Origin of the sequence: Algibacter sp. AS12, assembly GCF_046736315.1 — a bacterium.
In the GTDB taxonomy this organism is placed as follows: Bacteria; Bacteroidota; Bacteroidia; order Flavobacteriales; family Flavobacteriaceae; genus Algibacter_B; species Algibacter_B amylolyticus.
In genome coordinates, this window is record NZ_CP151841.1 from 3,895,884 (window position 1) to 3,916,845 (window position 20,962).

The 20,962-nt window shown below is 32.8% G+C and carries 17 protein-coding genes; 11 read left to right on the top strand and 6 right to left on the bottom strand.

The annotated features are described in order from the left end of the window. Window positions 1-188: 188 nt before the first annotated feature. Entirely contained in the window at window positions 189-1,469 is a 1,281-nt protein-coding gene (locus tag AAFN75_RS15915; protein ID WP_411807287.1) for a sensor histidine kinase, read from the bottom strand. A gap of 114 nt (window positions 1,470-1,583) precedes the next feature. Then, complete coding sequence (locus tag AAFN75_RS15920; protein WP_411807288.1) at window positions 1,584-3,143, bottom strand: DEAD/DEAH box helicase; 1,560 nt, start codon at window positions 3,141-3,143, stop codon at window positions 1,584-1,586. Between the two features lie 258 nt (window positions 3,144-3,401). Between AAFN75_RS15920 and mgrA the strand changes: the two genes are divergently transcribed. Then, on the top strand, window positions 3,402-4,415 hold the full coding sequence (gene mgrA / locus AAFN75_RS15925) for an L-glyceraldehyde 3-phosphate reductase (RefSeq protein WP_411807289.1): 1,014 nt from the start codon (window positions 3,402-3,404) through the stop codon (window positions 4,413-4,415). Window positions 4,416-4,423: 8 nt separating this feature from the next. On the opposite strand, the gene AAFN75_RS15930 is transcribed toward mgrA, so the two are convergent. Continuing rightward, window positions 4,424-5,098, bottom strand: a complete 675-nt coding sequence (locus AAFN75_RS15930; protein WP_411807290.1) for a hypothetical protein — start codon at window positions 5,096-5,098, stop codon at window positions 4,424-4,426. 250 nt (window positions 5,099-5,348) lie between these two features. On the opposite strand from AAFN75_RS15930, the gene AAFN75_RS15935 reads away from it, so the two are divergent. After that, window positions 5,349-5,903, top strand: a complete 555-nt coding sequence (locus tag AAFN75_RS15935; protein ID WP_411807291.1) for an ExbD/TolR family protein — start codon at window positions 5,349-5,351, stop codon at window positions 5,901-5,903. 62 nt (window positions 5,904-5,965) lie between these two features. On the opposite strand, the gene AAFN75_RS15940 is transcribed toward AAFN75_RS15935, so the two are convergent. Both AAFN75_RS15940 and AAFN75_RS15945 read right to left on the bottom strand, forming a co-directional pair. Continuing rightward, entirely contained in the window at window positions 5,966-6,385 is a 420-nt protein-coding gene (locus AAFN75_RS15940) for a 3D domain-containing protein (RefSeq protein WP_411807292.1), read from the bottom strand. Between the two features lie 14 nt (window positions 6,386-6,399). Beyond that, a complete protein-coding gene (locus AAFN75_RS15945; protein ID WP_411807293.1) occupies window positions 6,400-8,403 on the bottom strand; it encodes a thiamine pyrophosphate-dependent enzyme in 2,004 nt (667 codons plus the stop codon). A gap of 133 nt (window positions 8,404-8,536) precedes the next feature. On the opposite strand from AAFN75_RS15945, the gene AAFN75_RS15950 reads away from it, so the two are divergent. The 6 genes from AAFN75_RS15950 to AAFN75_RS15975 all read left to right on the top strand — a co-directional run bounded on the left by AAFN75_RS15950 (window position 8,537) and on the right by AAFN75_RS15975 (window position 14,038). Then, the gene (locus AAFN75_RS15950; protein ID WP_411807294.1) at window positions 8,537-9,484 is read left to right on the top strand and encodes an isopenicillin N synthase family dioxygenase; all 948 of its coding nucleotides are present in this window, start codon (window positions 8,537-8,539) and stop codon (window positions 9,482-9,484) included. A gap of 77 nt (window positions 9,485-9,561) precedes the next feature. Then, window positions 9,562-9,891, top strand: a complete 330-nt coding sequence (locus AAFN75_RS15955; protein ID WP_144118000.1) for a translation initiation factor — start codon at window positions 9,562-9,564, stop codon at window positions 9,889-9,891. Window positions 9,892-9,894: 3 nt separating this feature from the next. Then, window positions 9,895-10,839, top strand: a complete 945-nt coding sequence (locus AAFN75_RS15960) for a DUF1835 domain-containing protein (protein WP_411807295.1) — start codon at window positions 9,895-9,897, stop codon at window positions 10,837-10,839. Further along, window positions 10,829-11,707, top strand: coding sequence for a nucleoside phosphorylase (locus AAFN75_RS15965; protein WP_411807296.1), 879 nt, complete (start codon window positions 10,829-10,831; stop codon window positions 11,705-11,707). Before AAFN75_RS15960 ends, AAFN75_RS15965 begins: the two co-directional genes overlap by 11 nt. Before the next feature lie 3 nt (window positions 11,708-11,710). Continuing rightward, window positions 11,711-12,565 carry a substrate-binding domain-containing protein gene (locus tag AAFN75_RS15970; protein WP_411807297.1) on the top strand — a complete coding sequence of 285 codons (855 nt, stop codon included), beginning with the start codon at window positions 11,711-11,713 and terminating at the stop codon, window positions 12,563-12,565. Window positions 12,566-12,655: 90 nt separating this feature from the next. Next, the gene (locus tag AAFN75_RS15975) at window positions 12,656-14,038 is read left to right on the top strand and encodes a TlpA family protein disulfide reductase (RefSeq protein WP_411807298.1); all 1,383 of its coding nucleotides are present in this window, start codon (window positions 12,656-12,658) and stop codon (window positions 14,036-14,038) included. An 80-nt stretch (window positions 14,039-14,118) separates the two neighbouring features. Here AAFN75_RS15975 and AAFN75_RS15980 read toward each other — a convergent pair whose 3' ends face one another. Beyond that, window positions 14,119-15,669: an NAD(P)H-hydrate dehydratase gene (locus tag AAFN75_RS15980; RefSeq protein ID WP_411807299.1), complete on the bottom strand. Its 1,551-nt coding sequence runs from the start codon at window positions 15,667-15,669 to the stop codon at window positions 14,119-14,121. A 430-nt stretch (window positions 15,670-16,099) separates the two neighbouring features. Between AAFN75_RS15980 and thrA the strand changes: the two genes are divergently transcribed. The 3 genes from thrA (at window position 16,100) to thrC (ending at window position 20,958) form a co-directional block, all read left to right on the top strand. Then, entirely contained in the window at window positions 16,100-18,544 is a 2,445-nt protein-coding gene (thrA, locus tag AAFN75_RS15985) for a bifunctional aspartate kinase/homoserine dehydrogenase I (RefSeq protein ID WP_411807300.1), read from the top strand. A gap of 63 nt (window positions 18,545-18,607) precedes the next feature. After that, on the top strand, window positions 18,608-19,531 hold the full coding sequence (locus AAFN75_RS15990) for a homoserine kinase (protein ID WP_411807301.1): 924 nt from the start codon (window positions 18,608-18,610) through the stop codon (window positions 19,529-19,531). Window positions 19,532-19,665: 134 nt separating this feature from the next. Then, window positions 19,666-20,958 carry a threonine synthase gene (gene thrC / locus AAFN75_RS15995; RefSeq protein WP_411807302.1) on the top strand — a complete coding sequence of 431 codons (1,293 nt, stop codon included), beginning with the start codon at window positions 19,666-19,668 and terminating at the stop codon, window positions 20,956-20,958. The last annotated feature ends 4 nt before the right edge of the window (window positions 20,959-20,962 follow it).

The window sequence follows — 20,962 nt, forward strand, 5'->3', positions numbered from 1 at the left end:
ATCCTTTTCCGTTAATTGATTTTAAAATTATATAAAAAAGCACCCATGTGCAATATTACCCGTTGTAACGCATAAAAAACAAGTCACTACGTTTAGCCTTAAACCTACCGACTCTCGATATTTCCTAAAATAAAATGAGCTAGAAAATATATAAGTACTAAAACTAGCAGATAAGTACATGTTTTAAGCTATTTACCTATTACTTTTAAAGGCCATGTAAACCAAAAACAACTACCCGATGCGTAAGTGCTTTCTATACCTATTTCGCCAAGGTTTAAGCTCACTATTTTTTTTACAATCGATAAACCTAAACCAGAACTATCTAATCTGCTCTCTTCATTAGCAGTACCAAACATTTCGAAAATAACATCATGAAATTGAGGTTTTATTCCCGGACCATCATCTATAACTTGAAACTTTAAAAAATCAGCATTTAAAGAAGCTACCGTAATTTTTATTGTACCTTCATCCTTATCATGATACTTTACAGCGTTATTAACCAAGTTAATTAAAACTTGCTCCAACTGGCTGTAAGAACCTGTTATAGTATGTGTAACGCTAGGATACTTAAACTGGATGTTTTCCGGAATATTGATTAATAACGGAATGTCTTTAAAAATATCTGCAGTGTTAAAAGTGGTAATACGAATATTTCCTTCTCCAGCTCTAGAGTATTCTAAAATAGAAGTAACAAGTGCGTTCATCCTAATAGAACTTTCTTTAATCATAGAGAATATATCGCGTACTTCTTCATTAAAATCTTTAAAATAATCATCTTCAACAATTGAAATTAAGGAATCTATATTAGTTAATGGCGCTTTTAAATCATGAGAAACGATATAAGAAAACTGTTCTAATTTAGCATTAGATTCTGTTAGTTTTAATGTTTTGTTTTCCAGCTCTTTTAAATGTGTATTACTCTCTTTTGTAAACACATAAAACATACAAAAAACAATAACAAACATTAAAAAATCATTTATTATTCTAATTAAATAATTGTAATGTTCCGGTAAATAAAAAACAGGTTCGAACTTAGTAAAATGAAACTCTAAATAAATCCATAACACAATGGGTAGCAAGGATAAAATAGTTCTTAAGTTTTTATTATCTCCTTTTATAAAAATAAGTGGTAAGCCAATTAATGATACTAAAAAATATTGATAATGTAATTTTGAACCCAACAGTATTGCAGTAGTAAAAATCATTATAAAGTTAGAAGCTATATAGTTTATTATAGCAATTTTAAATAGTCTTTTAAAATTTAAAATTAAAGTTGTGCTCGATGTTATAAAAGGTATAACTACAACTAAAATAATTAAATTTGGCCAGCTGAAAAGCACTCCATATATTATAAAAGATATAGAGATTGAAAACGTTATTAAGGACATCATATTTACAATCCTAACCCTTTTAATCCAATCTGGATTTAAGGTAGAATTGATGCCTATATTTAATATATTACTTAGCAATTTTTAAGTTTTAAGCCAACATTTTATCCTGAATAAATATATATTTAAACAGACTACGAAGATAGAAGAAATTTCAGGTACGGTAATAGAAATATTCCTATAAAAACTAAAGTTTTAATCTTCAGGAGGAAACCCGTGAATTTGCTCGAAAACTTCATCGAAATTTGAACGCAAATAGGAATTTAATTTCTTACGATAATCTCCTTTTAACCAATCTACAAAGTTATATGTACTTTTACTAATACACTTTGTATAGCGTTGAATTCTAAAATCGATATCATCACCAAGTTGTTTCGCAAGCGCCAAAGCATCGTAAACATCTTCGCTGTTTTCAATACAAATTTTAGCATGTTGCTCTATGGACCGCTCTAATACAACTTTTGAGGACTCTCCGTTTCTAATAGAATCTACATATGTTTTCTGGATATCGAAATGTACGTCTTCAGATTTAGCAAACTCTGCGCGTAAGGCATCTGGCATTTCATATCTAAAATTGCTTTCTAACTCGTCATCCGTTAAAATAGAATCCAAGTAATAGGTTGGCGACTTAAAAATACGTTGCCAATCTAAACCATCGCCCCAAGGACCAAAACGGTGGAAGTTGTTACCTAAATCGATAACAGAAAAGGTTTTCTTATCCTTTAAAATACGAGATCCACGACCAATCATTTGGTAGTAAAGTGTTAAAGATTTTGTCGCTCTATTTAAAATAATACTTTCTACTGTTGGCTCATCAAAACCGGTAGTTAAAATACTAACCGAAGTTAAAACGGCACCTGGAGTATTTTTAAACCATTTTAATATCATGGAACGCTCCTTTTTGGTATTCGTATTATCCAAATGCGCTACTGGGTATCCCGCCCTTCTAAACGTGTCGTAAACATGTAATGATGTTGTAATACCATTATTAAAAATAAGCGTTTTCTTTCCTTTAGCACGCTCCTCGTATGCTTGTAATAACTTGGATAACATGTCGTTATCCGTATATAAATCCTCAGAAGATTTAACTGTATAATCACCATTGGCTCCTACCACTAAAGAGGTTAACCCAACATTATAGGTAAACATTTCAGCTCGTGCTAAAAAGCCATTCTCGATAAGCGATTCAATACTTTCTCCAACAATAAGTTCATCGTAATTATCGGTCATTGGTAATTCAATGCTAGAACTTAAAGGTGTTGCAGTAACGCCTAAAATAAACGATTTACTAAAAAACTTAAATAGTTTTGTAAATGAATTATAATGTGCTTCATCAATAATTACTAGACCTATGTCAGAAATATCAAGTTTGTCGTCATTTAATCTATTATTTAAGGTTTCAACCATAGCAACAAAACAGCTAAAATCTGCTTGATCACTTAAATCGGCCTTACTATCTACCACTTTATTGTGTACACCAAATTCAGTAAGCATATTAGATGTTTGTTTACACAATTCAATTCGGTGTGTCATTACTAACACTTTCTTTTTGTGGTGCTTTAAATATTGTCTAACTATTTCAGAAAATATTACAGTTTTACCACCACCTGTTGGCAATTGGTAAAGCAAGTGATAATCCTCTGGAGATTCTTCAAAAGCAGTAAAAATCTTATCTATCGCACCTTTCTGGTAACTGTATAAACTTTTACCTTCTGCTCTTTCTTCTAATTCTAATTCTGCTTTTGTAACCGACATATTTTAAATTTTGAAACGTGCAAAAATAACATCTTTAAAGGGGTTATCAAGCATTTTTGGTATGAAATTATTAAACTAATATTAACAGTTTAAAAATTAGATCAAATTACAAGAGCCCAAATACCCCCTAACCCTTTGAAATTCAATATTTTTAAGCAAAATATCCTCATGTTTAATAATCTTGTAAAATGTTAAACTTAATATTTATCTTATATTTTTAAAAGGTTTTGATACTTTTGATTTTCTTAATAGACCAATATGAAAGCAAACGATAAATCTGGAGTGAAAAAATATTTAGCCACCGAAAACAGGTATGAAAACATGACCTACAAACGTTCGGGAAAAAGCGGCGTTTTGCTACCCGCTATTTCTATTGGCTTATGGCATAATTTTGGGTTTATTGATCCTATCCAAAATGGTCGAGAAATTTTAAGAACAGCTTTCGATTTAGGTATTACGCATTTTGATTTAGCTAATAATTATGGACCACCTTACGGATCTGCCGAAGAGAATTTTGGCACCATTTTTAAAAAGGATTTTAAATCGTACCGCGATGAATTATTTATTGCGACCAAAGCAGGTTACGATATGTGGCCAGGGCCTTATGGCGATTTTGGGTCTCGAAAATATTTAATATCAAGCTTAGACCAAAGTTTAAAACGTATGGGCTTAGATTATGTTGATATTTTTTATCATCATAGACCCGATTCAGACACGCCTTTAGAAGAAACCATGGGTGCATTGGCAGATATTGTACGCCAAGGCAAAGCCTTATATGTTGGTATTTCTAATTATAATCCAGTAGATACTCAAAAGGCCGCAGAACTTTTAAAGGAATCAAAAGTGCCCTTTATTCTGCACCAAGCTAGATACTCAATGTTCGATCGTTGGGTTGAAGATGGTCTTCTTGATACTTTAGAAAACAACGGTGTGGGCTGTATTGCCTTTTCCCCTTTAGCGCAAGGTATGCTTACCGATAAATATTTAAACGGTGTCCCGGAAGGGTCTCGTGCTGCTAAAGAATTAACGTATTTAAATAAAGAATCGGTTACAGATAATTTAGATAAAATAAGAAAGCTAGATGCTATTGCGAAAGAACGTGGACAAAAACTATCTCAAATGGCTATTGCTTGGATATTAAGACAACCACAAGTAGCATCGGTATTAGTGGGGGCTAGTTCTTCAAATCAATTAAAAGAAAATGTAAAAGCTTTAGATTTATTGAAATTTTCAGATGAAGAACTGAAGTTGATTGAAAGCATAATAGCATAAAAAAACAACTACTCCTTTATAATAATAATAGTCACTTTTACCCCTTTGGAAAGCGCCCATACTTTTCCAGAGATTACCTTATTCCATTCATCTAAAATTCTATATTCTGCGGTATTAGGTCCCGATGAACCTTCGTTAACGGCATAAAAGTCAATTTTATTAAGGCCGTCTTTTAGCTTTAGCTTAAAGCCGCCAAACCCTTCGGTTAAATATGCACCCGATTTTATTACATCGTCGTCCACTAAAACTCTAAGTACATCACCATCAATAGCGCTATAATCTCTGTATTTAATATATATAAATTTAGATTTTGTTCTATAATCACCCCAATAAGCATCTTCTTTTAATCCAGCATTTTCACCATGTCCTTCCGGCAATAACTCTTTTTCTACCTGCCCTAGCCTTTTACTATATAATTCTCCCGGATTTCCAAATTCTTCTTCAGGAAACATGGAGAATTCTTTTTTAGGCATTTCTAGATTTGGAGTCACTTTTGGTCTGTTTAAACCAATAGTGCTACTACTCTCAATGGGTTTAGAAGGTGTTAATGGCGCTATATCTGCTGTATCTTTTTTACTCTCTACGGCAGGTATAGAAAAAGATTTATTTTTACTATCTATTTGCGCTTCAATAGACAGCGAGAAGCATATTAAAAAAAGTAAAAAAGCATAAGGTTTCATCAATCTATTATCAATTTATAGTTTATGGATTGAGGGCTATTAATTTATCAAAGATATTTCTTTCTTAGAAAATCACCCCGTTTAATCCCAATATTTAGTAATGGTTTAACAAATACCATACCTAAACCAATCAGAATTTAACAAAAACCCATATCTATTTTCAATGTTTTACTTCATTTTAATATTTAGACCGTATTATTTCGGTACTGTTTTTGTGACTTCTAGAAAACATTAACATTTTAAAATCTATTTTATGAGACACTCAAAATTAGTACCAGAAGTAAATGCGGGATCCATGGCAGATATCGCATTTTTATTACTCATCTTTTTTCTAGTAACCGCTACTATATCTTCCGATGAAGGTATAAACCGAGTCCTTCCAAAAGACTGCCCTACCAACGATTGTGGTGGTGTAATTGCCGAACGAAATATTTTAAGAATTGCCATTAATAGCACTGATGATATTCTAATTGAAGATGAACTCGTAACCTTATCTGAAATTAAAGAGATTGTTAAAAATTTTGCTGATAATAATGGTGATGCTAGTTGTAATTATTGCAATGGTAATAGAGCATCGACTGCTTCAGACAACCCTAACAAAGTCGTTATATCCTTACAAAACAGCAAGCAAACTACTTACAAAACCTTTGTTGCTGTGCAAAATGAATTAACAAAAGCCTACTATGAACTAAGACAAGAATACAGCTTGAATGTACTAGGAAAACCTGCTGTAAATTTAACAACAGCTGAAGAAAATCAGGTAAAAAAGGCTTATCCTTTTATTATTTCGGAAGCTGAAACGAAATAAATAACAATTTTTAAGATTGAGTTATTTTGGCGGCAAACTTAATAACTCAATTTTTATAAGCTTTAAAGCTTAAGAATACCATATTCAATTTTTACTTTTTTTCTTCCCCAGGTTTTAGCGGCTTTGACATCCTCGTCCATATAAATATCTATCCTGTTTCTCCATTTAGAGTGCATTTTATCCTTAACCCAATATACACCTTTAAGTCCTTCAATTTTTACTGGAGTATCCTGATTTAACCCTAGTTTTAGTAAATCTCGAGAAACCGCAATATACTTTAGCCCAGGTTTTAAACTATCTCCAAACGCAGTTATATGCGGATTCGAATTGGTTTGGTATGCCAACGAATTATAAGCGGTAGCCGTAACTTGTAAAGGCTTCCAAATATAGTTGTCTTCAATGGTTGGTTTAGACTTTCCACAGCTTAAAACTATAAAAACACAAATACAAATAAAGGTTTTAAAAATTATAGGTTTATTCATCTTAATGGTAATACTTAATACGCTAATAACGTTTTTAAAGCCGTTTCAAACTTGTTTTTAGGCAAATATTGCTGCTCTAACTGAGCGGCAAAAGGAATTGGAGTTTCCATACTAGCAACCCGCATTACGGGTGCATCTAAATATTTAAAACATTGCTCCATAATATTAGCCGAAATATCACTTGCAATACCACCAAAAAGTGAGTCTTCTTGCAAAATAATAGCTTTTCCAGTTTTTTTAACCGAGGCATAAATACGCTCTAAATCTAAGGGCTGAAGGGTTCTTAAATCTATAACATCTGCTGAAATATCGGGGTTGTTATCTAAAGTTTCTAATACCCAATGCACAGCAGCTCCGTAGGACACTATAGTAACATCGTTACCAGCTTTTATAACCGAAGCCTTACCAAAAGGTAAAGTATAATAATCCGTAGGCACCTCTTGACGAATATTACGATATAACGCTTTATGCTCAAAAAACAATACAGGATTAGGATCGTTAATAGCTTGGTTTAATAAGCCTTTAGCATCATAAGGAAATGCTGGATAAACCACTTTTAAACCTGGTGTTTTGGTAAACCAAGCCTCGTTTGTTTGCGAATGAAACGGTCCTGCAGCCACGCCTCCACCACAAGGCATTCTAATTACTACATCGGCATTTTGTTTCCATCTGTAATACGACTTTGCCAAATAATTAACAACAGGATTAAAGCCAGAACTTACAAAATCGGCAAACTGCATTTCTACCACACTCTTAATTCCGGCAATAGATAAGCCCATAGCTGTTTCAATTATAGCCGATTCGCAAATAGGTGTATTGCGCACGCGCTCCTTTCCAAATTGATCTATAAACCCTTCGGTAATTTTAAAAGCACCTCCGTATTCTGCAATATCCTGCCCCATAATCACTAGGTCTTCATGCTGTATCATGCTTTCCTTCAAACTACTTGAAATGGCATCAATAAACCGAATCTCTTCAGGTTTCGATTTACTATTAATGCCTTCATTTTTAATTAATTGAAAAACATCACTTAACTCTTCACTTTCATTAGGTTTTATCTCTTCTTCTTCATTAGCGACCTTTAAATGCTCATTAATTTCTTTGTTAATTTCAGCTTTAAAATCTGCTTCAAGTTCTTCTGTTATAATAGTTTCTGCTTTTAAAAACGCTTCAAAATTTAAAAGCGGATCTTTAGTTGTCCACGACGTAATAAGTTCCTCCGGCACATATTTAGTGCCACTCGCTTCTTCATGTCCGCGTATTCTAAAGGTTTTAAATTCTACCAAAATAGGTCTAGGGTTTCTTCTTATATCTTTGGCAAGAGCGTTTACTTTTGTATAAACTTCAACAATGTTATTACCATCTATAATATGCGATTCCATACCATAACCTATGCCTCTAGCTGCTAAATCTTTACAATTATATTGCTCATGTGTTGGCGTAGACAAGCCATAACCATTGTTTTCTATACAGAATAAAACAGGTAATTGCCAAACAGATGCCACGTTTAAAGCTTCATGAAAATCGCCTTCACTTGTGCCACCTTCACCAGAAAAAACAGCTGTAACCTGATTTTTGTTTTTTAATTTTGAAGCCAAAGCAATACCATCGGCAACTCCCAATTGAGGACCTAAATGTGAAATCATTCCAACAATTTTATACTGCTGTGTTCCAAAATGAAATGATCTATCTCTACCCTTAGTAAAGCCCGAAGCTTTTCCTTGCCATTGTGCAAATAATCTGTATAAAGGGATTTTTCTGGTGGTAAAAACACCTAAATTTCTATGCATAGGTAAAATATATTCATCACTATGTATAGCCATGGTAACGCCAACCGAAATAGCCTCTTGTCCAATGCCCGAAAACCATTTACTAATTTTCCCTTGGCGCAACAAAACAAGCATTCTCTCCTCTATTAGCCTTGGTTTCAGCATATTTCTGTATAAGGACAACAATAGCGTTTCGTCTAAATTATTTATAGAATAGTTAAAGTTAACTGAAGAATTTGTTGGTTTCATAATAAAATCCTTATTTCACTATCAAATATAACATAAATAGAATGCATTATTAACAAAAAATGCCTATTACACAGTACAATTAACTTTGAATGTTTTTGTACATTTGTTTTATTCACACCATAAAATAACAGCAATGAATATCATACCAAGTGTTAATTTAAAGGACTTTCTATCTGATGATCCTGCTAGAAAACAAAAGTTTGTTGAAGCCATAGGTAAGGCTTACGAAGATATTGGTTTTGTAGCACTTAAAGGTCATTTTTTAGATGAAGCTTTAGTTGATAATCTATATAAAGAAATTAAAAACTTTTTTAGTTTACCAACCGAAACTAAACAGAAATACGAAATACCAGGTATTGGTGGCCAGCGTGGTTATGTTTCCTTTGGTAAAGAAAGTGCAAAAGGTAAAAAAGAAGGTGATTTAAAGGAATTTTGGCACTTTGGACAATACGTTGATGACAATGATGCATTAAAAGCAGAATACCCAGAAAATGTTACGGTTAATGAACTTGCTAACTTTAACAAAATTGGCAAAGAAGCCTACCAAATGCTAGAAAAAACAGCAAAGTATGTTTTACGTGCTTTAGCTTTACATTTAAATTTGGAAGAAACCTATTTTGATAATTACATACATAACGGAAACTCTATTTTAAGACCTATACACTACCCGCCAATAACAGAAGAACCTAAAGAGGCTGTTAGAGCTGCTGCTCATGGAGATATTAATTTAATAACCCTTTTAATGGGTGCTCAAGGTCGTGGCTTACAAGTACAAAATCATAACGGTGAATGGATAGATGCTATTGCAGAACCAGACGAACTTATGATTAATGTTGGAGACATGCTATCTAGACATACCAATAATAAATTAAAATCGACTATACATCGTGTAATTAATCCGCCTAAAGAACTTTGGGGTACATCACGCTATTCTATTCCGTTTTTTATGCACCCAGTTAGCGAAATGAAATTAGATGTTTTAGAAGGCTGTATTGATGAAAACAATCCAAAACAATTTGATGATATTACAGCTGGCGAATTTTTAAACGAACGCTTAATAGAATTAGGACTTAAAAAATAGTATGCATTCCAAAGTTGGTAGTTGTATACGCATGTATTATACTGCTTACTGAAGACTGATAACTGAAGATTGAACGAATGGATTTACAAGATCAACTTAAAAATTTATTTCCAGAGCATGTTGAAGAGGAAACACCTTCTGAAACCAATGATTCTGAAAACATTTGGATGCAAGACGACCCGATACTATGCAAGTACGAAAAGCGAAAAGGCAAACCAATAACAATACTTGAAGGTTATACAGGAGCTACTGAAGATTTTAAAATACTTGCCAAAGAAATTAAAACAAAACTTAGTGTAGGTGGCAGTTTTAAAGATGATAAAATTATTATTCAAGGGGATTATCGCGATAAAATAATGCAAATGCTAAAGGATAAAGGTTTTAATGTAAAACGTGTAGGCGGCTAAAACATGAACAAATATCCACTGCATATTACAAACGGAGATCATCTTAATAAATATTTAAATGAACTCGAAATTGTTGGCGAAAAATTGGTTTGGCAAGAAATGCTATGTGAAGGCCCAACTAAGCAAGCCATCCACAGTAAAGAACATATTGAACTAAGACGCCAGTTTTTTAATGATTTTTATAATGTTGAATTAGACCTGGAACAGGTTGATTTCGTTCTAAACGAGCAACTTGCTAATACAGAACGCTATTCTGAAATTGTCCTGTGGTTTGAATATGACTTATTTTGCCATATAAACATGATTGCCGTAATTAGTTTACTGCAGTATAAAAAAATAGACCTTCCGCTTTATTTGGTTTGTAGCGGGCGTGTTCCAGGAAGTAAAACTTTAAAAGCGTTAACCGAACTTAATACCGAACAACTTCTAGAACACTATAAAAATAAAATAGCTTTAAACAAAAGTGACATTGATATAGCTACAACTGTTTGGGGTATTTACTGCGGAAAAGATCATAATTTATTAAAGCCTTTTATTGTTAAAAATTCGTCGTTTAAATATTTAACAAATTGCTTAAAGGCACATTTAAAACGTTTTCCAGATTCTGTTGATGGTTTAAATACCCTAGAACGAAACATTCTAGAAATTGTGAGAGATAACACCATAAAATCAAAACACCATCTTTTAGGTTATGCTTTAAACTACCAAGGTTACTACGGCTTTGGCGATATGCAACTTAAACGTTTAATAGATAAATTAAGTGTTTTTTATACCGAAGAAAAGGATGCCTTAGTTTTAAATAGAACAGGTCACGAAACACTTATTGGCCAATATAATTCTTCACATAAAATTGATAGTAATATGTGCTTTGGCGGAGTAAATAAATACGAATATCAATTCAGCAAAAAGCTGAATAAACTTGTTAAAACAATTACTAATGTCGATTAAAGAATCAGAACTTATTTTAAATCCAGATGGTAGTATTTATCATTTAAATTTAAAACCAGAACACATTGCAGACACCATAATTTTTGTAGGCGATCAAGATCGTGTTAGTAAAGTAACATCTCATTTCGATTCTATAGAATTTGAAACTCAAAAACGCGAATTCAAAACGCAAACTGGTTACTATAAAGGCATACGTATTACCGTAATGTCTACGGGAATAGGTCCCGATAATATAGATATTGTTTTAAATGAATTAGACGCCCTTGTCAATATAGATTTTAAAACCCGAAAAATAAAAGAATCGCTAACAAGCTTAAATATTATAAGAATAGGTACTTCTGGCTCTTTACAACAAGACATTGATGTCGATTCATTTTTAATAAGCACACATGCCCTAGATATGAATGGTATGTTGCAAGCTTATAAAACCGGCAGCATTAGAACTCCAGAACTTGAGGAGGCCTTTACCCAACAAACCGATTGGCATAAGGACAAAGCGAGCCCTATTATAATTAAAGGGAGCGCAGAATTAGAAAAGCTGTTTGAAGCAGGCCATATACATAAAGGTTTAACAGCAACAGCTGGTGGTTTTTATGGGCCACAAGGACGCGTATTACGATTAGCGATTCAGGATGGCAAACTAAACGATAAAATGGACGCTTTTAATCATAATGGCATTAGAATCACCAATCTAGAAATGGAAACCTCTGCTATTTATGGACTTTCAAGTCTCTTAGGGCATAAAGCTATTTCTTTAAATGCTATTATTGCAAACAGAGCAATAGGTACATTTAGCAAAGATTCTAATACCGTAATTTCAAACTTAATTACTTACGCACTAAACAAAATTATAGATAAAACCGATTGATTAATGAAGAAAGTTAATATTGGCGGTGTACCAGAGCATTTTAATTTAGCTTGGTACTTAACGCTTAAAAATGGCGAATACAAAGACAAAAACATAAACCTACGTTGGCACGATTATTACGGCGGAACAGGTGCCATGTGTAAAGCCCTTAGAGATGGCGATATTGATATTGCTGTAATTTTAACCGAAGGTATTATAAAAGATATTATAGATGGTAACCCTAGTAAAATTGTGCAGACTTACGTGGAGACTCCTCTAATTTGGGGTGTGCATGTGGCTCACAATTCAGACTACAAAAACGTAGAAGATTTAAAAGGTACTAAGGCTGCTATTAGTCGATATGGTTCTGGATCTCATTTAATGGCTTATATAAATGCCGAAAATCATAATTGGGATTTAGACCAAGATTTAGATTTTGAAGTTATAAAAAACCTTGATGGCGCTGTTGAAGGTTTAACCGATGGACAAGCTGATTATTTTTTATGGGAAAAATTCACAACAAAGCCCATAGTAGATAATGGTGTGTTTAGACGTATAGACAACTGCCCTTCTCCTTGGCCATGTTTTGTTATTGCTGTTAGAAATGAATTTATTGAGAATAATAGTGAAGAGTTAAAAACCATTTTAGACATTATTAATCAAACTACTTCAGATTTTAAAGACATTCCTAATATTGATAAAACCATTGCAAATCGTTACGAACAAAAATTAGAAGATGTGCAAGAATGGTTAGGACTTACGGAATGGTCGCAAACACTAATAGAAAAAGAAACCGTTATGAATGTTCAAAAAGAACTGTTTGCCTTAAATATTATTCCAGAAATTGTAGACTATGAAAAGCTAACGCATAAACTATAACCCTACATTTATAATAAATGTTAATTAAAAATCAATTTAACATACAAAACTCAGGTATTTTCTATTTTTGAATCCTGAAAACCTATAACAATGAAAAAACTACTTTTAATAGCGCTTGCAATTAGCGTATTTAATTGCAAAAAAGAAATAAAAACTGCAACTGAAAATCATGCTGTTATTTCTGGAAAAATAACAAACAAGCAACCCGGAGAACTTACCATTAACAGTGAAGACCGTACTTTTTCAGCGCCTATAAAAGTTGCTGCAGATGGTACTTTTACTGATACTTTAAGCACAGACATAAAATCTTATGTATTGTATGACGGTAAAAATCCAGTGTTTTTAAATTTAGCTCCAGGCTTTAATTTAAATATAACTTACGATGCTACAAATTTTGATAATACCATTGCTATTTCGGGTAATGGCTCTAAAATAAACAACTATTTTGTGGCCAAAAGAAAAGCAGAAATGGAGCTTGCCAAAAAAAGTGCAGAAATTTTTGTACTTGATGAAGCTAGTTATAAAGCTAAAATGTTAGAGTTTAAAAACACCCAAGAGGATATTTTAAAAAATGCTAAAGATTTACCTTCAGATTTTATTTCTAAAGAAAAAAGAAGCATTAATTATGGGTATTTAAGTAGCCTTAGTAATTTTGAAAGAGCGCATCAATACTTTACAAAAAATAATGACTTTAAAGTTTCAGAAGACTTCTTAAATGATTTAGATGGTATGGATTTTTCAAATGCCGAAGATTTTGAGTTTTCTAGTCATTACAAAGGTATTGTCAACGATCATTATGCTAGTAAAGCTCGAGAATTACAAACTAAAGATTCTATTGCTTACGATTTAGCATTTCTTAAAACCGTAAGTGCCGTAGAAAGTGAACCGATAAAAAACACTTTGTTATTTGAGTTCGTAAACTTCAACCTAACGTATTCAAATGATGTAGATGCTTTATATAACACTTTTTTAAAGAATTCTACTAACGAAAAAAACAACACTACTGTAACTGAAAAATACAACAAGCTTACTGCACTAAAAAAGGGGAAACCATCGCCTAAATTTACTAATTACGAAAATCATTCTGGTGGTAAAACATCTTTAGAAGATTTAAAAGGAAAGTACGTTTATATCGATGTTTGGGCTACTTGGTGCGGACCTTGCATTCAACAAATACCACATTTACAAAAAGTTGAAAAACAATATTTTGGTAAAAATATTGAGTTTGTAAGTATTTCTATTGATAAGGATAGAGATTACGAAAAATGGAAAACTATGGTGGTTGAAAAAGACTTAGGAGGTATACAATTATTTGCGGATAGCGATTGGAATTCTGCTTTTGTACAAGACTACCAAATTCAAGGTATACCGAAATTTATTTTAGTGGATCCAAAAGGAAATATTGTAGATGCTAATGCACCTAGACCTTCAAGCCCTCAGTTAATCCAATTGTTTAACGAACTTAATATCTAACATAAATGCGTTAAAAATAAAAAGCCCTCTTTAAAGGTAAATTCTTTATTGAGGGCTCTTTATTTTTATACCTTTTGAGCTTACTTTTTTATTTCCTCTTCTTGTTGAGGTGGCTGTTCAGGTTGTTTAAATAAATCCAAATACGCTTCACCAAGATAATCTATAACATGGCTGGCAATTAAACTTTGATATCCAAAATCTTCAACAGCTATATCTGCCGATTTACCGTGTAAATACACCCCAAAAATAGCAGCAACCAAAGGATTATACCCTTGCGACACTAAACCCGCAATAATACCCGTTAAAACATCGCCACTACCCGCTGTAGATAATCCAGAGTTCCCTGTAGTATTTACATATAATTTATCATCAAATATCGTAATACTATTAGCACCTTTTATAATAACTATTACTTTATGCTTTTTCGAAAACGCTTTAACTTTTTTAAGCTTATCAAAATCATCTTTCCAGGTTCCCATTAAACGCTCTAATTCTTTTGGATGTGGTGTTAAAATTGTAGCTTCAGGTAAAAGTTTTAATAAAGATTTCTTTTTAGCCAGTAAATTAATACCATCGGCATCAATAACCAAAGGCGCTTTGTTGGTTTTTAAAAAGGCTTCAAATGCACTAGCCGTTTCATTATCTGTTCCCGCTCCTATTCCAAAAGCTATAACAGTTGGTTCTATATTAAATTTAATTTTAGTAATCTTTTCTTCATCAGTATCTGTAATTACCATCGCTTCAGGAAAAGATGTTTGCAAAGGGTAATACCCACATTTTGGTACATATGCAGAAACTAATCCTGCACCAGAAGACAACGCAGCTCTACTAGCCAGTGTAACAGCACCAATTTTACCATAACTACCGCCAACTATTAACGTATGTCCAAATTGCCCTTTATGCGAATATTTTTCTCGCGGAATGTAATTAGATAATACCTCATGTTTACCAATAAGTTCTACTTCGGTTTGAGTGGTATACAAAAACTCTTTATCTAAGCCTATATCCAAGACTTCCCATTGCACTGTGTATTTAGCAGTTTCTGGCAAAAAGAACACCAATTTTGGCGATGCAAAACTTAAAGTATACCCCGCCCAAACTACGGCATTTTCATCTTCAATAGCCTTATCAGGAAACAATCCAGATGGTATATCAATAGCTAAAGTAAATGCTTTACTAGCTCTAAAATGTAAAAACAATTGTTTAACCCATTCATCTACAGGTCTATTTAATCCTATACCAAAAATGGCATCAACTATTATATCTTCAGGGTTTATCGCAGGAAAATCTTCGGCACAATTTAAAAGAACTGGCCATTTTTTAGTCACATTTTTAATCCTATCATAATTCACCAAAAAATCCTTGGATCGCTTATCGCTACAATTAATTATATAGGTATTTACATTATAACCATGAGTTATTAAATGTCGCGCTAAAACAAGGCCATCGCCTCCATTATTGCCAATTCCGCAAAACACATGAATAGGTACTTGTGCCCCTTGCATTCGTGCATGAATCCAATTAAAAATTTGCGTACCAGCACGCTCTATTAATTCGGTTGAGGTAATATTTTGTCTTTCAGCCGTTAGTTTATCTCCTTCGTAAATCTGTTCTTTAGAAAATAGTTTCATTTGTTCTTTTTAATTATATTTTAATGGTCACATATAGCTTCCACATAGTTTGAATGTTAAGATTTAACTTTTCGTTATGGAAGTTTCATGTGTTATTATAGATTTTTCAATTCTTATTGCAATTTGTCGTTTTTTTTAAACGAATAGCGATTGAAGATAAGAATATTGTAAAAAAGTTATTTTAGTTTTTTTATAAGCCTAAAAGTAATACTTTTGATGGGTATTATATAACTATAATGAATCATTTCAACCAAAATACACTTCAAACTGTTTCTTTTCTAGTAAAAGGAACTACATCTATTTTTGGTACAATTACAAATACTACAACCCTTTGGGGTTACTAGTTATATATATTCCGCACACTTTTTTTGTAATTTTAAAAAATTACAACATCTCAACTATTATTTTTAATTATATAAGACATTAAAACATGAAAGTTTTAAAATTCGGAGGTACTTCAGTAGGCTCTTCAAAAAATATAAATAACGTTATTAACATACTAGTAGATTATAGTAAAACTGATACTATAGCTTGCGTAGTTTCTGCGGTTGGTGGCATTACAGATAAATTACTTTTAGCAGGCAAACAAGCGCAAAATAAAGATGAAGCCTTTTTAGAAACGTTTGAAGGTATAAAAGAAAGACATTTTAACATTATAACAGAGCTTAATCCAGACAACCATACTGCCATTTTGGAGTTTGTTGAGGATAAACTTGAAAGCCTAAAAAGTTTATTGGAAGGTATTTATTTAATTAATGAATTATCTCCTAAAACATCAGATAAGCTTGTTAGTTTTGGCGAATTATTATCGTCTTTTATCATAGCAGAAACTATGAAAAACAGAAGTTTATCTGCCAATGTTAAAAATTCACAAGAGCTTATAGTAACAAACTCCAACTTTACTAAAGCAGAGGTTGATTATACAGTTACAAATACTAATATTCGTGAGTATTTTAAATCTGCTAATCAAAAAATAACAATTCTTCCTGGGTTTATTTCTAAATCTAAACTAGGAGAAATAACAACGCTTGGTCGCGGTGGTTCAGATTTTACGGCAGCTATAATTGCTGCAGCACTACATGTTGAACAATTAGAAATTTGGACGGATGTAAGCGGTATGTTTACAACCAATCCTAAATTAGTAAAACAGGCTTATCCAATCGATAAAATTTCATATCAAGAAGCTATGGAATTATCGCATTTTGGTGCCAAAGTGTTATATCCACCAACGGTTCAACCTGTGTTAAGTTTAGAAATCCCTATTCATATTAAAAACACTTTAGAGCCAGATGCTGTTGGAACTATAATTTCTAATGAAGAAACAAAATCTAGTTCGCCGGTAAAAGGAATTAGTAACATTAGCAATATTGCATTATTAACTTTAGAAGGCACAGGAATGGTTGGTATTCCTGGATTTTCAAAACGTTTGTTTGAAACATTATCACAAGAAAAAATAAATGTGATTATGATTACTCAAGCCTCTTCAGAGCATTCTATTTGCTTAGGAATTGAAGATAAAGAAGCCGAAACTGCAAAAACAGCAATTGATACCGCTTTTGAAAATGAAATTGCTTTAGGCAAAATAGAACCTATTATTGTTGAAACAGGATTATCTATAATTGCCTTAGTTGGCGATAACATGAAAAACCACCAAGGTATTAGCGGTAAAATGTTTAGTACTTTAGGAAAAAACAATATTAATATTAGAGCCATTGCTCAAGGTGCCTCAGAAAAAAACATAACAGCTGTTATTAACGAAAAAGACGTTAAAAAAGCTTTAAATACCTTACACGAGCAGTTTTTTGAATCTAAAACAAAACAAATTAATGTCTTTATAACAGGTGTTGGAAATGTTGGCGAACGTTTGGTAGAACAAATTAAACAACAGAAAAAATACTTAAAGGACAATCTTAAAATTAAATTACGTGTTGCTGGATTATCGAATTCTAGACACATGATTTTTAATGAAGACGGCATCGATTTAAAAAATTGGAAAGAGCAATTAGAGCAAGGCGAAAAAGCATCGTTACAGGGCTTTTTTGAAAACACTAAAGCCTTAAATTTACGTAACAGTATTTTTGTTGATGTTACCGCAAATGCCTATGTTGCCGATTTATATGCGCAATATTTAAAAGAAAGTATTGGTATTGTAGCTTGTAATAAAATTGCATGTTCTAGTGAATACAACAACTACAAGAACCTTAAAGAATTATCATTAAAATACAACGCACCGTATTTATTTGAAACTAATGTTGGAGCAGGTTTACCTGTAATTGACACTTTAAATAATTTAATTGCTTCTGGCGATAAAGTAAACTCAATACAAGCGGTATTATCTGGTAGTTTAAACTTTGTGTTTAATAACTTTACAGATAAAACTAAGTTTTACGATGTGGTAAAACAAGCTGGAGCCGAAGGTTATACAGAGCCAGATCCAAGAATTGATTTAAGTGGTGTAGATGTTGCCCGTAAAATTTTAATTTTGGCTAGAGAAAGTGGTGTTAAAATGAATTTAGAAGACATTGAAAACACATCATTCTTATCGGAAGCTGGATTAAAAAGTGATTCTGTAGATGATTTTTACAAAACTTTAATTGCAGACGAAGCGCATTACCAAAGCTTATACGCTTCGGCAAAAGCAAACAACTGCCAATTAAAATATGTAGCCAAGTTCGATAACGGAAAAGCAAGCGTGAGCTTACAAGAAATTCCAGAAGGACACCCATTTTATAATTTAGAAGGAAGTGATAATATTGTTATGTTCTACACAGAACGTTATGCTAAGCAACCTATGATTATTAAAGGTGCCGGAGCAGGTGCAGAAGTTACGGCTTCTGGTTTATTTGCAGACATTATTAGACTAGGAAACGATTAAACAAGTAAGCGGTTTGCTTGATTAGACTTCCGCTTTTGCGGAAATGACAAAAGAACTTTTGTAATGAACGAAATAAAAATTTTTTCTCCGGCAACCGTTGCCAATGTAGCATGTGGTTTCGATGTTTTAGGGTTTTGCTTAGATAGTGTTGGCGATGACATGGTGATAAGAAAAACAGATAAAAAAGGAATTCATATTACCAAAATTGAGAATTTCGATTTACCATTTGAGGCCGAATTAAACGTTGCTGGTGTATCGGCATTAGCAATGTACAATGCCATTAATGTTGATTTTGGTTTCGAAATTGAAATTTATAAAAACATAAAACCAGGAAGCGGTATTGGAAGTAGCGCTGCAAGTGCTGTTGGTAGCGTATTTGGAATGAATGAACTTATTGGAAGACCATTTAACAAAACACAATTAACAGAATTTGCTATTAAAGGTGAAGCTTTAGCGAGTAAATGCGAACATGCGGACAACCTCGCTCCTGCTCTTTTTGGAGGTTTTACCTTGGTTAAAAGCATATCGCCTTTACAAATTTTAGAAATACCCGCACCAGATGATTTGTTTGCTACAATAATACACCCGCAAATAGAAATTAAAACATCGGAGTCTAGAGCTGTATTGCCAAAAGAAGTACCATTAAGTGATGCTATAGAGCAATGGGCAAACTTAGGAAGTTTAGTGCACGCTTTACATACTAGCGATTATAATTTAATTAGCAACTCGTTAAACGATGTTATTGTAGAACCTTACAGAAGCCAACTAATTCCGCACTTTAATGAAGTTAAACAAGCTGCATTACTTGCTGGTGCTCTAGGTGCTGGAATTTCAGGTTCTGGTCCGTCCATATTTTCGTTAAGCAAAGGTTTAGAAACAGCAACTAAAGTTAAAGAAGCTATGGCTGCTATTTATTCCAAAACCGATATTGCTTTTGAAATACATGTTACTAAAATTAATACTGAAGGTGTAAAGATAATTAGCTAGAAGGCTTATTATCATTAACAAAAGTCTTGCTCTATTAGAGCTGAAGAATTAAAAAAATAAAAATAAATTTTCTTTATAGAAAACCAAATAACACCCGTCTTCCGTCAAAGGTCTTCGGTCAACTTATTAAAACAATGAATTACTACTCACTAAATCATCAAGCTCCAAACACAACGTTTAAAGATGCGGTTATTAAAGGACTAGCACCAGATAAAGGCTTATACTTTCCTGAAAGCATAACGCCATTACCACAATCGTTTTGGGATAATTTTGATAATTTATCGTATTCTGAAATTGCGTTTGAAGCTATAAAACAATTTGTATCTCCAGAAATTCCAGAAGACGTTTTAAAAACTATTGTTAGCGAAACATTGTCTTTTGATTTTCCTGTTGTAAAACTAAACGAGAGCATTTCAACTTTAGAGTTATTTCATGGTCCAACCATGGCCTTTAAAGATGTTGGTGCGCGTTTTATGGCGCGTTGTTTAGGCTATTTTAATAAAAACAACACAAACGAAGTTACCGTTTTAGTTGCCACTTCTGGTGATACGGGAGGAGCTGTTGCCAATGGATTTTTAGGTGTAAAAGGTGTTAATGTCGTTATACTCTACCCTAGCGGAAAAGTGAGCGATATTCAAGAAATGCAATTAACTACTTTAGGTCAAAATATTAAAGCTTTAGAAGTTAATGGAACGTTTGATGATTGTCAGGCCATGGTAAAAACAGCGTTTCTAGATGAAGCGCTAACAAGCCAAATGCAATTAACATCTGCCAATTCCATTAATGTAGCACGTTGGTTACCGCAATTATTCTACTTTATGTTTGCTTATAAACAACTTAAAGCTAGTAATAAAGAGATTGTTTTTTCGGTACCTAGTGGAAATTTTGGTAATGTATGTGCTGGTATGATGGCACAACAACTAGGTTTACCAATTAAGCATTTTGTAGCATCTAATAATGCAAACAATGTTGTTACACGCTACTTAATTTCGGAGTTATACGAGCCAAAACCATCGGTACAAACTATTAGTAACGCTATGGATGTTGGTGCACCGAGTAACTTTATTCGTATTCAAGAAATTTATAAAAACAACTTCGAAGCCTTAAAAGAAAACGTGTCATCTTACAGTTTTTCTGATGATGAAACTCGCGAAGCCATGTTAGAGATTTACAACACCTACAATTACGTTGCCGACCCACACGGAGCGGTTGGTTATTTAGGTTGTAAATCGCATTTAGAGCAAAACCCTAATGCGCATTGTGTATTTTTAGAAACCGCACATCCTACTAAATTTTTAGATGTGGTTGAAGAAGTCATTAAAGAAGAGCAACCTTTACCTGAACAAATACAATCTGTAATGGGTGGAAAAAAGGAAGCGACTTTAATTTCAACTTACAACGATTTAAAATCATTTCTTTTAAATTAATTAG

Excerpts from the sequence above, each read along its gene's own strand:
- AAFN75_RS15920 (WP_411807288.1), bottom strand. The coding sequence starts at position 3,143 with ATGTCGGTTACAAAAGCAGAATTAGAATTAGAAGAAAGAGCAGAAGGT.
- mgrA (WP_411807289.1), top strand. The coding sequence starts at position 3,402 with ATGAAAGCAAACGATAAATCTGGAGTGAAAAAATATTTAGCCACCGAA.
- AAFN75_RS15935 (WP_411807291.1), top strand. The coding sequence starts at position 5,349 with ATGAGACACTCAAAATTAGTACCAGAAGTAAATGCGGGATCCATGGCA.
- AAFN75_RS15940 (WP_411807292.1), bottom strand. The coding sequence starts at position 6,385 with ATGAATAAACCTATAATTTTTAAAACCTTTATTTGTATTTGTGTTTTT.
- AAFN75_RS15945 (WP_411807293.1), bottom strand. The coding sequence starts at position 8,403 with ATGAAACCAACAAATTCTTCAGTTAACTTTAACTATTCTATAAATAAT.
- AAFN75_RS15950 (WP_411807294.1), top strand. The coding sequence starts at position 8,537 with ATGAATATCATACCAAGTGTTAATTTAAAGGACTTTCTATCTGATGAT.
- AAFN75_RS15955 (WP_144118000.1), top strand. The coding sequence starts at position 9,562 with ATGGATTTACAAGATCAACTTAAAAATTTATTTCCAGAGCATGTTGAA.
- AAFN75_RS15960 (WP_411807295.1), top strand. The coding sequence starts at position 9,895 with ATGAACAAATATCCACTGCATATTACAAACGGAGATCATCTTAATAAA.
- AAFN75_RS15965 (WP_411807296.1), top strand. The coding sequence starts at position 10,829 with ATGTCGATTAAAGAATCAGAACTTATTTTAAATCCAGATGGTAGTATT.
- AAFN75_RS15970 (WP_411807297.1), top strand. The coding sequence starts at position 11,711 with ATGAAGAAAGTTAATATTGGCGGTGTACCAGAGCATTTTAATTTAGCT.
- AAFN75_RS15975 (WP_411807298.1), top strand. The coding sequence starts at position 12,656 with ATGAAAAAACTACTTTTAATAGCGCTTGCAATTAGCGTATTTAATTGC.
- AAFN75_RS15980 (WP_411807299.1), bottom strand. The coding sequence starts at position 15,669 with ATGAAACTATTTTCTAAAGAACAGATTTACGAAGGAGATAAACTAACG.
- thrA (WP_411807300.1), top strand. The coding sequence starts at position 16,100 with ATGAAAGTTTTAAAATTCGGAGGTACTTCAGTAGGCTCTTCAAAAAAT.
- AAFN75_RS15990 (WP_411807301.1), top strand. The coding sequence starts at position 18,608 with ATGAACGAAATAAAAATTTTTTCTCCGGCAACCGTTGCCAATGTAGCA.
- thrC (WP_411807302.1), top strand. The coding sequence starts at position 19,666 with ATGAATTACTACTCACTAAATCATCAAGCTCCAAACACAACGTTTAAA.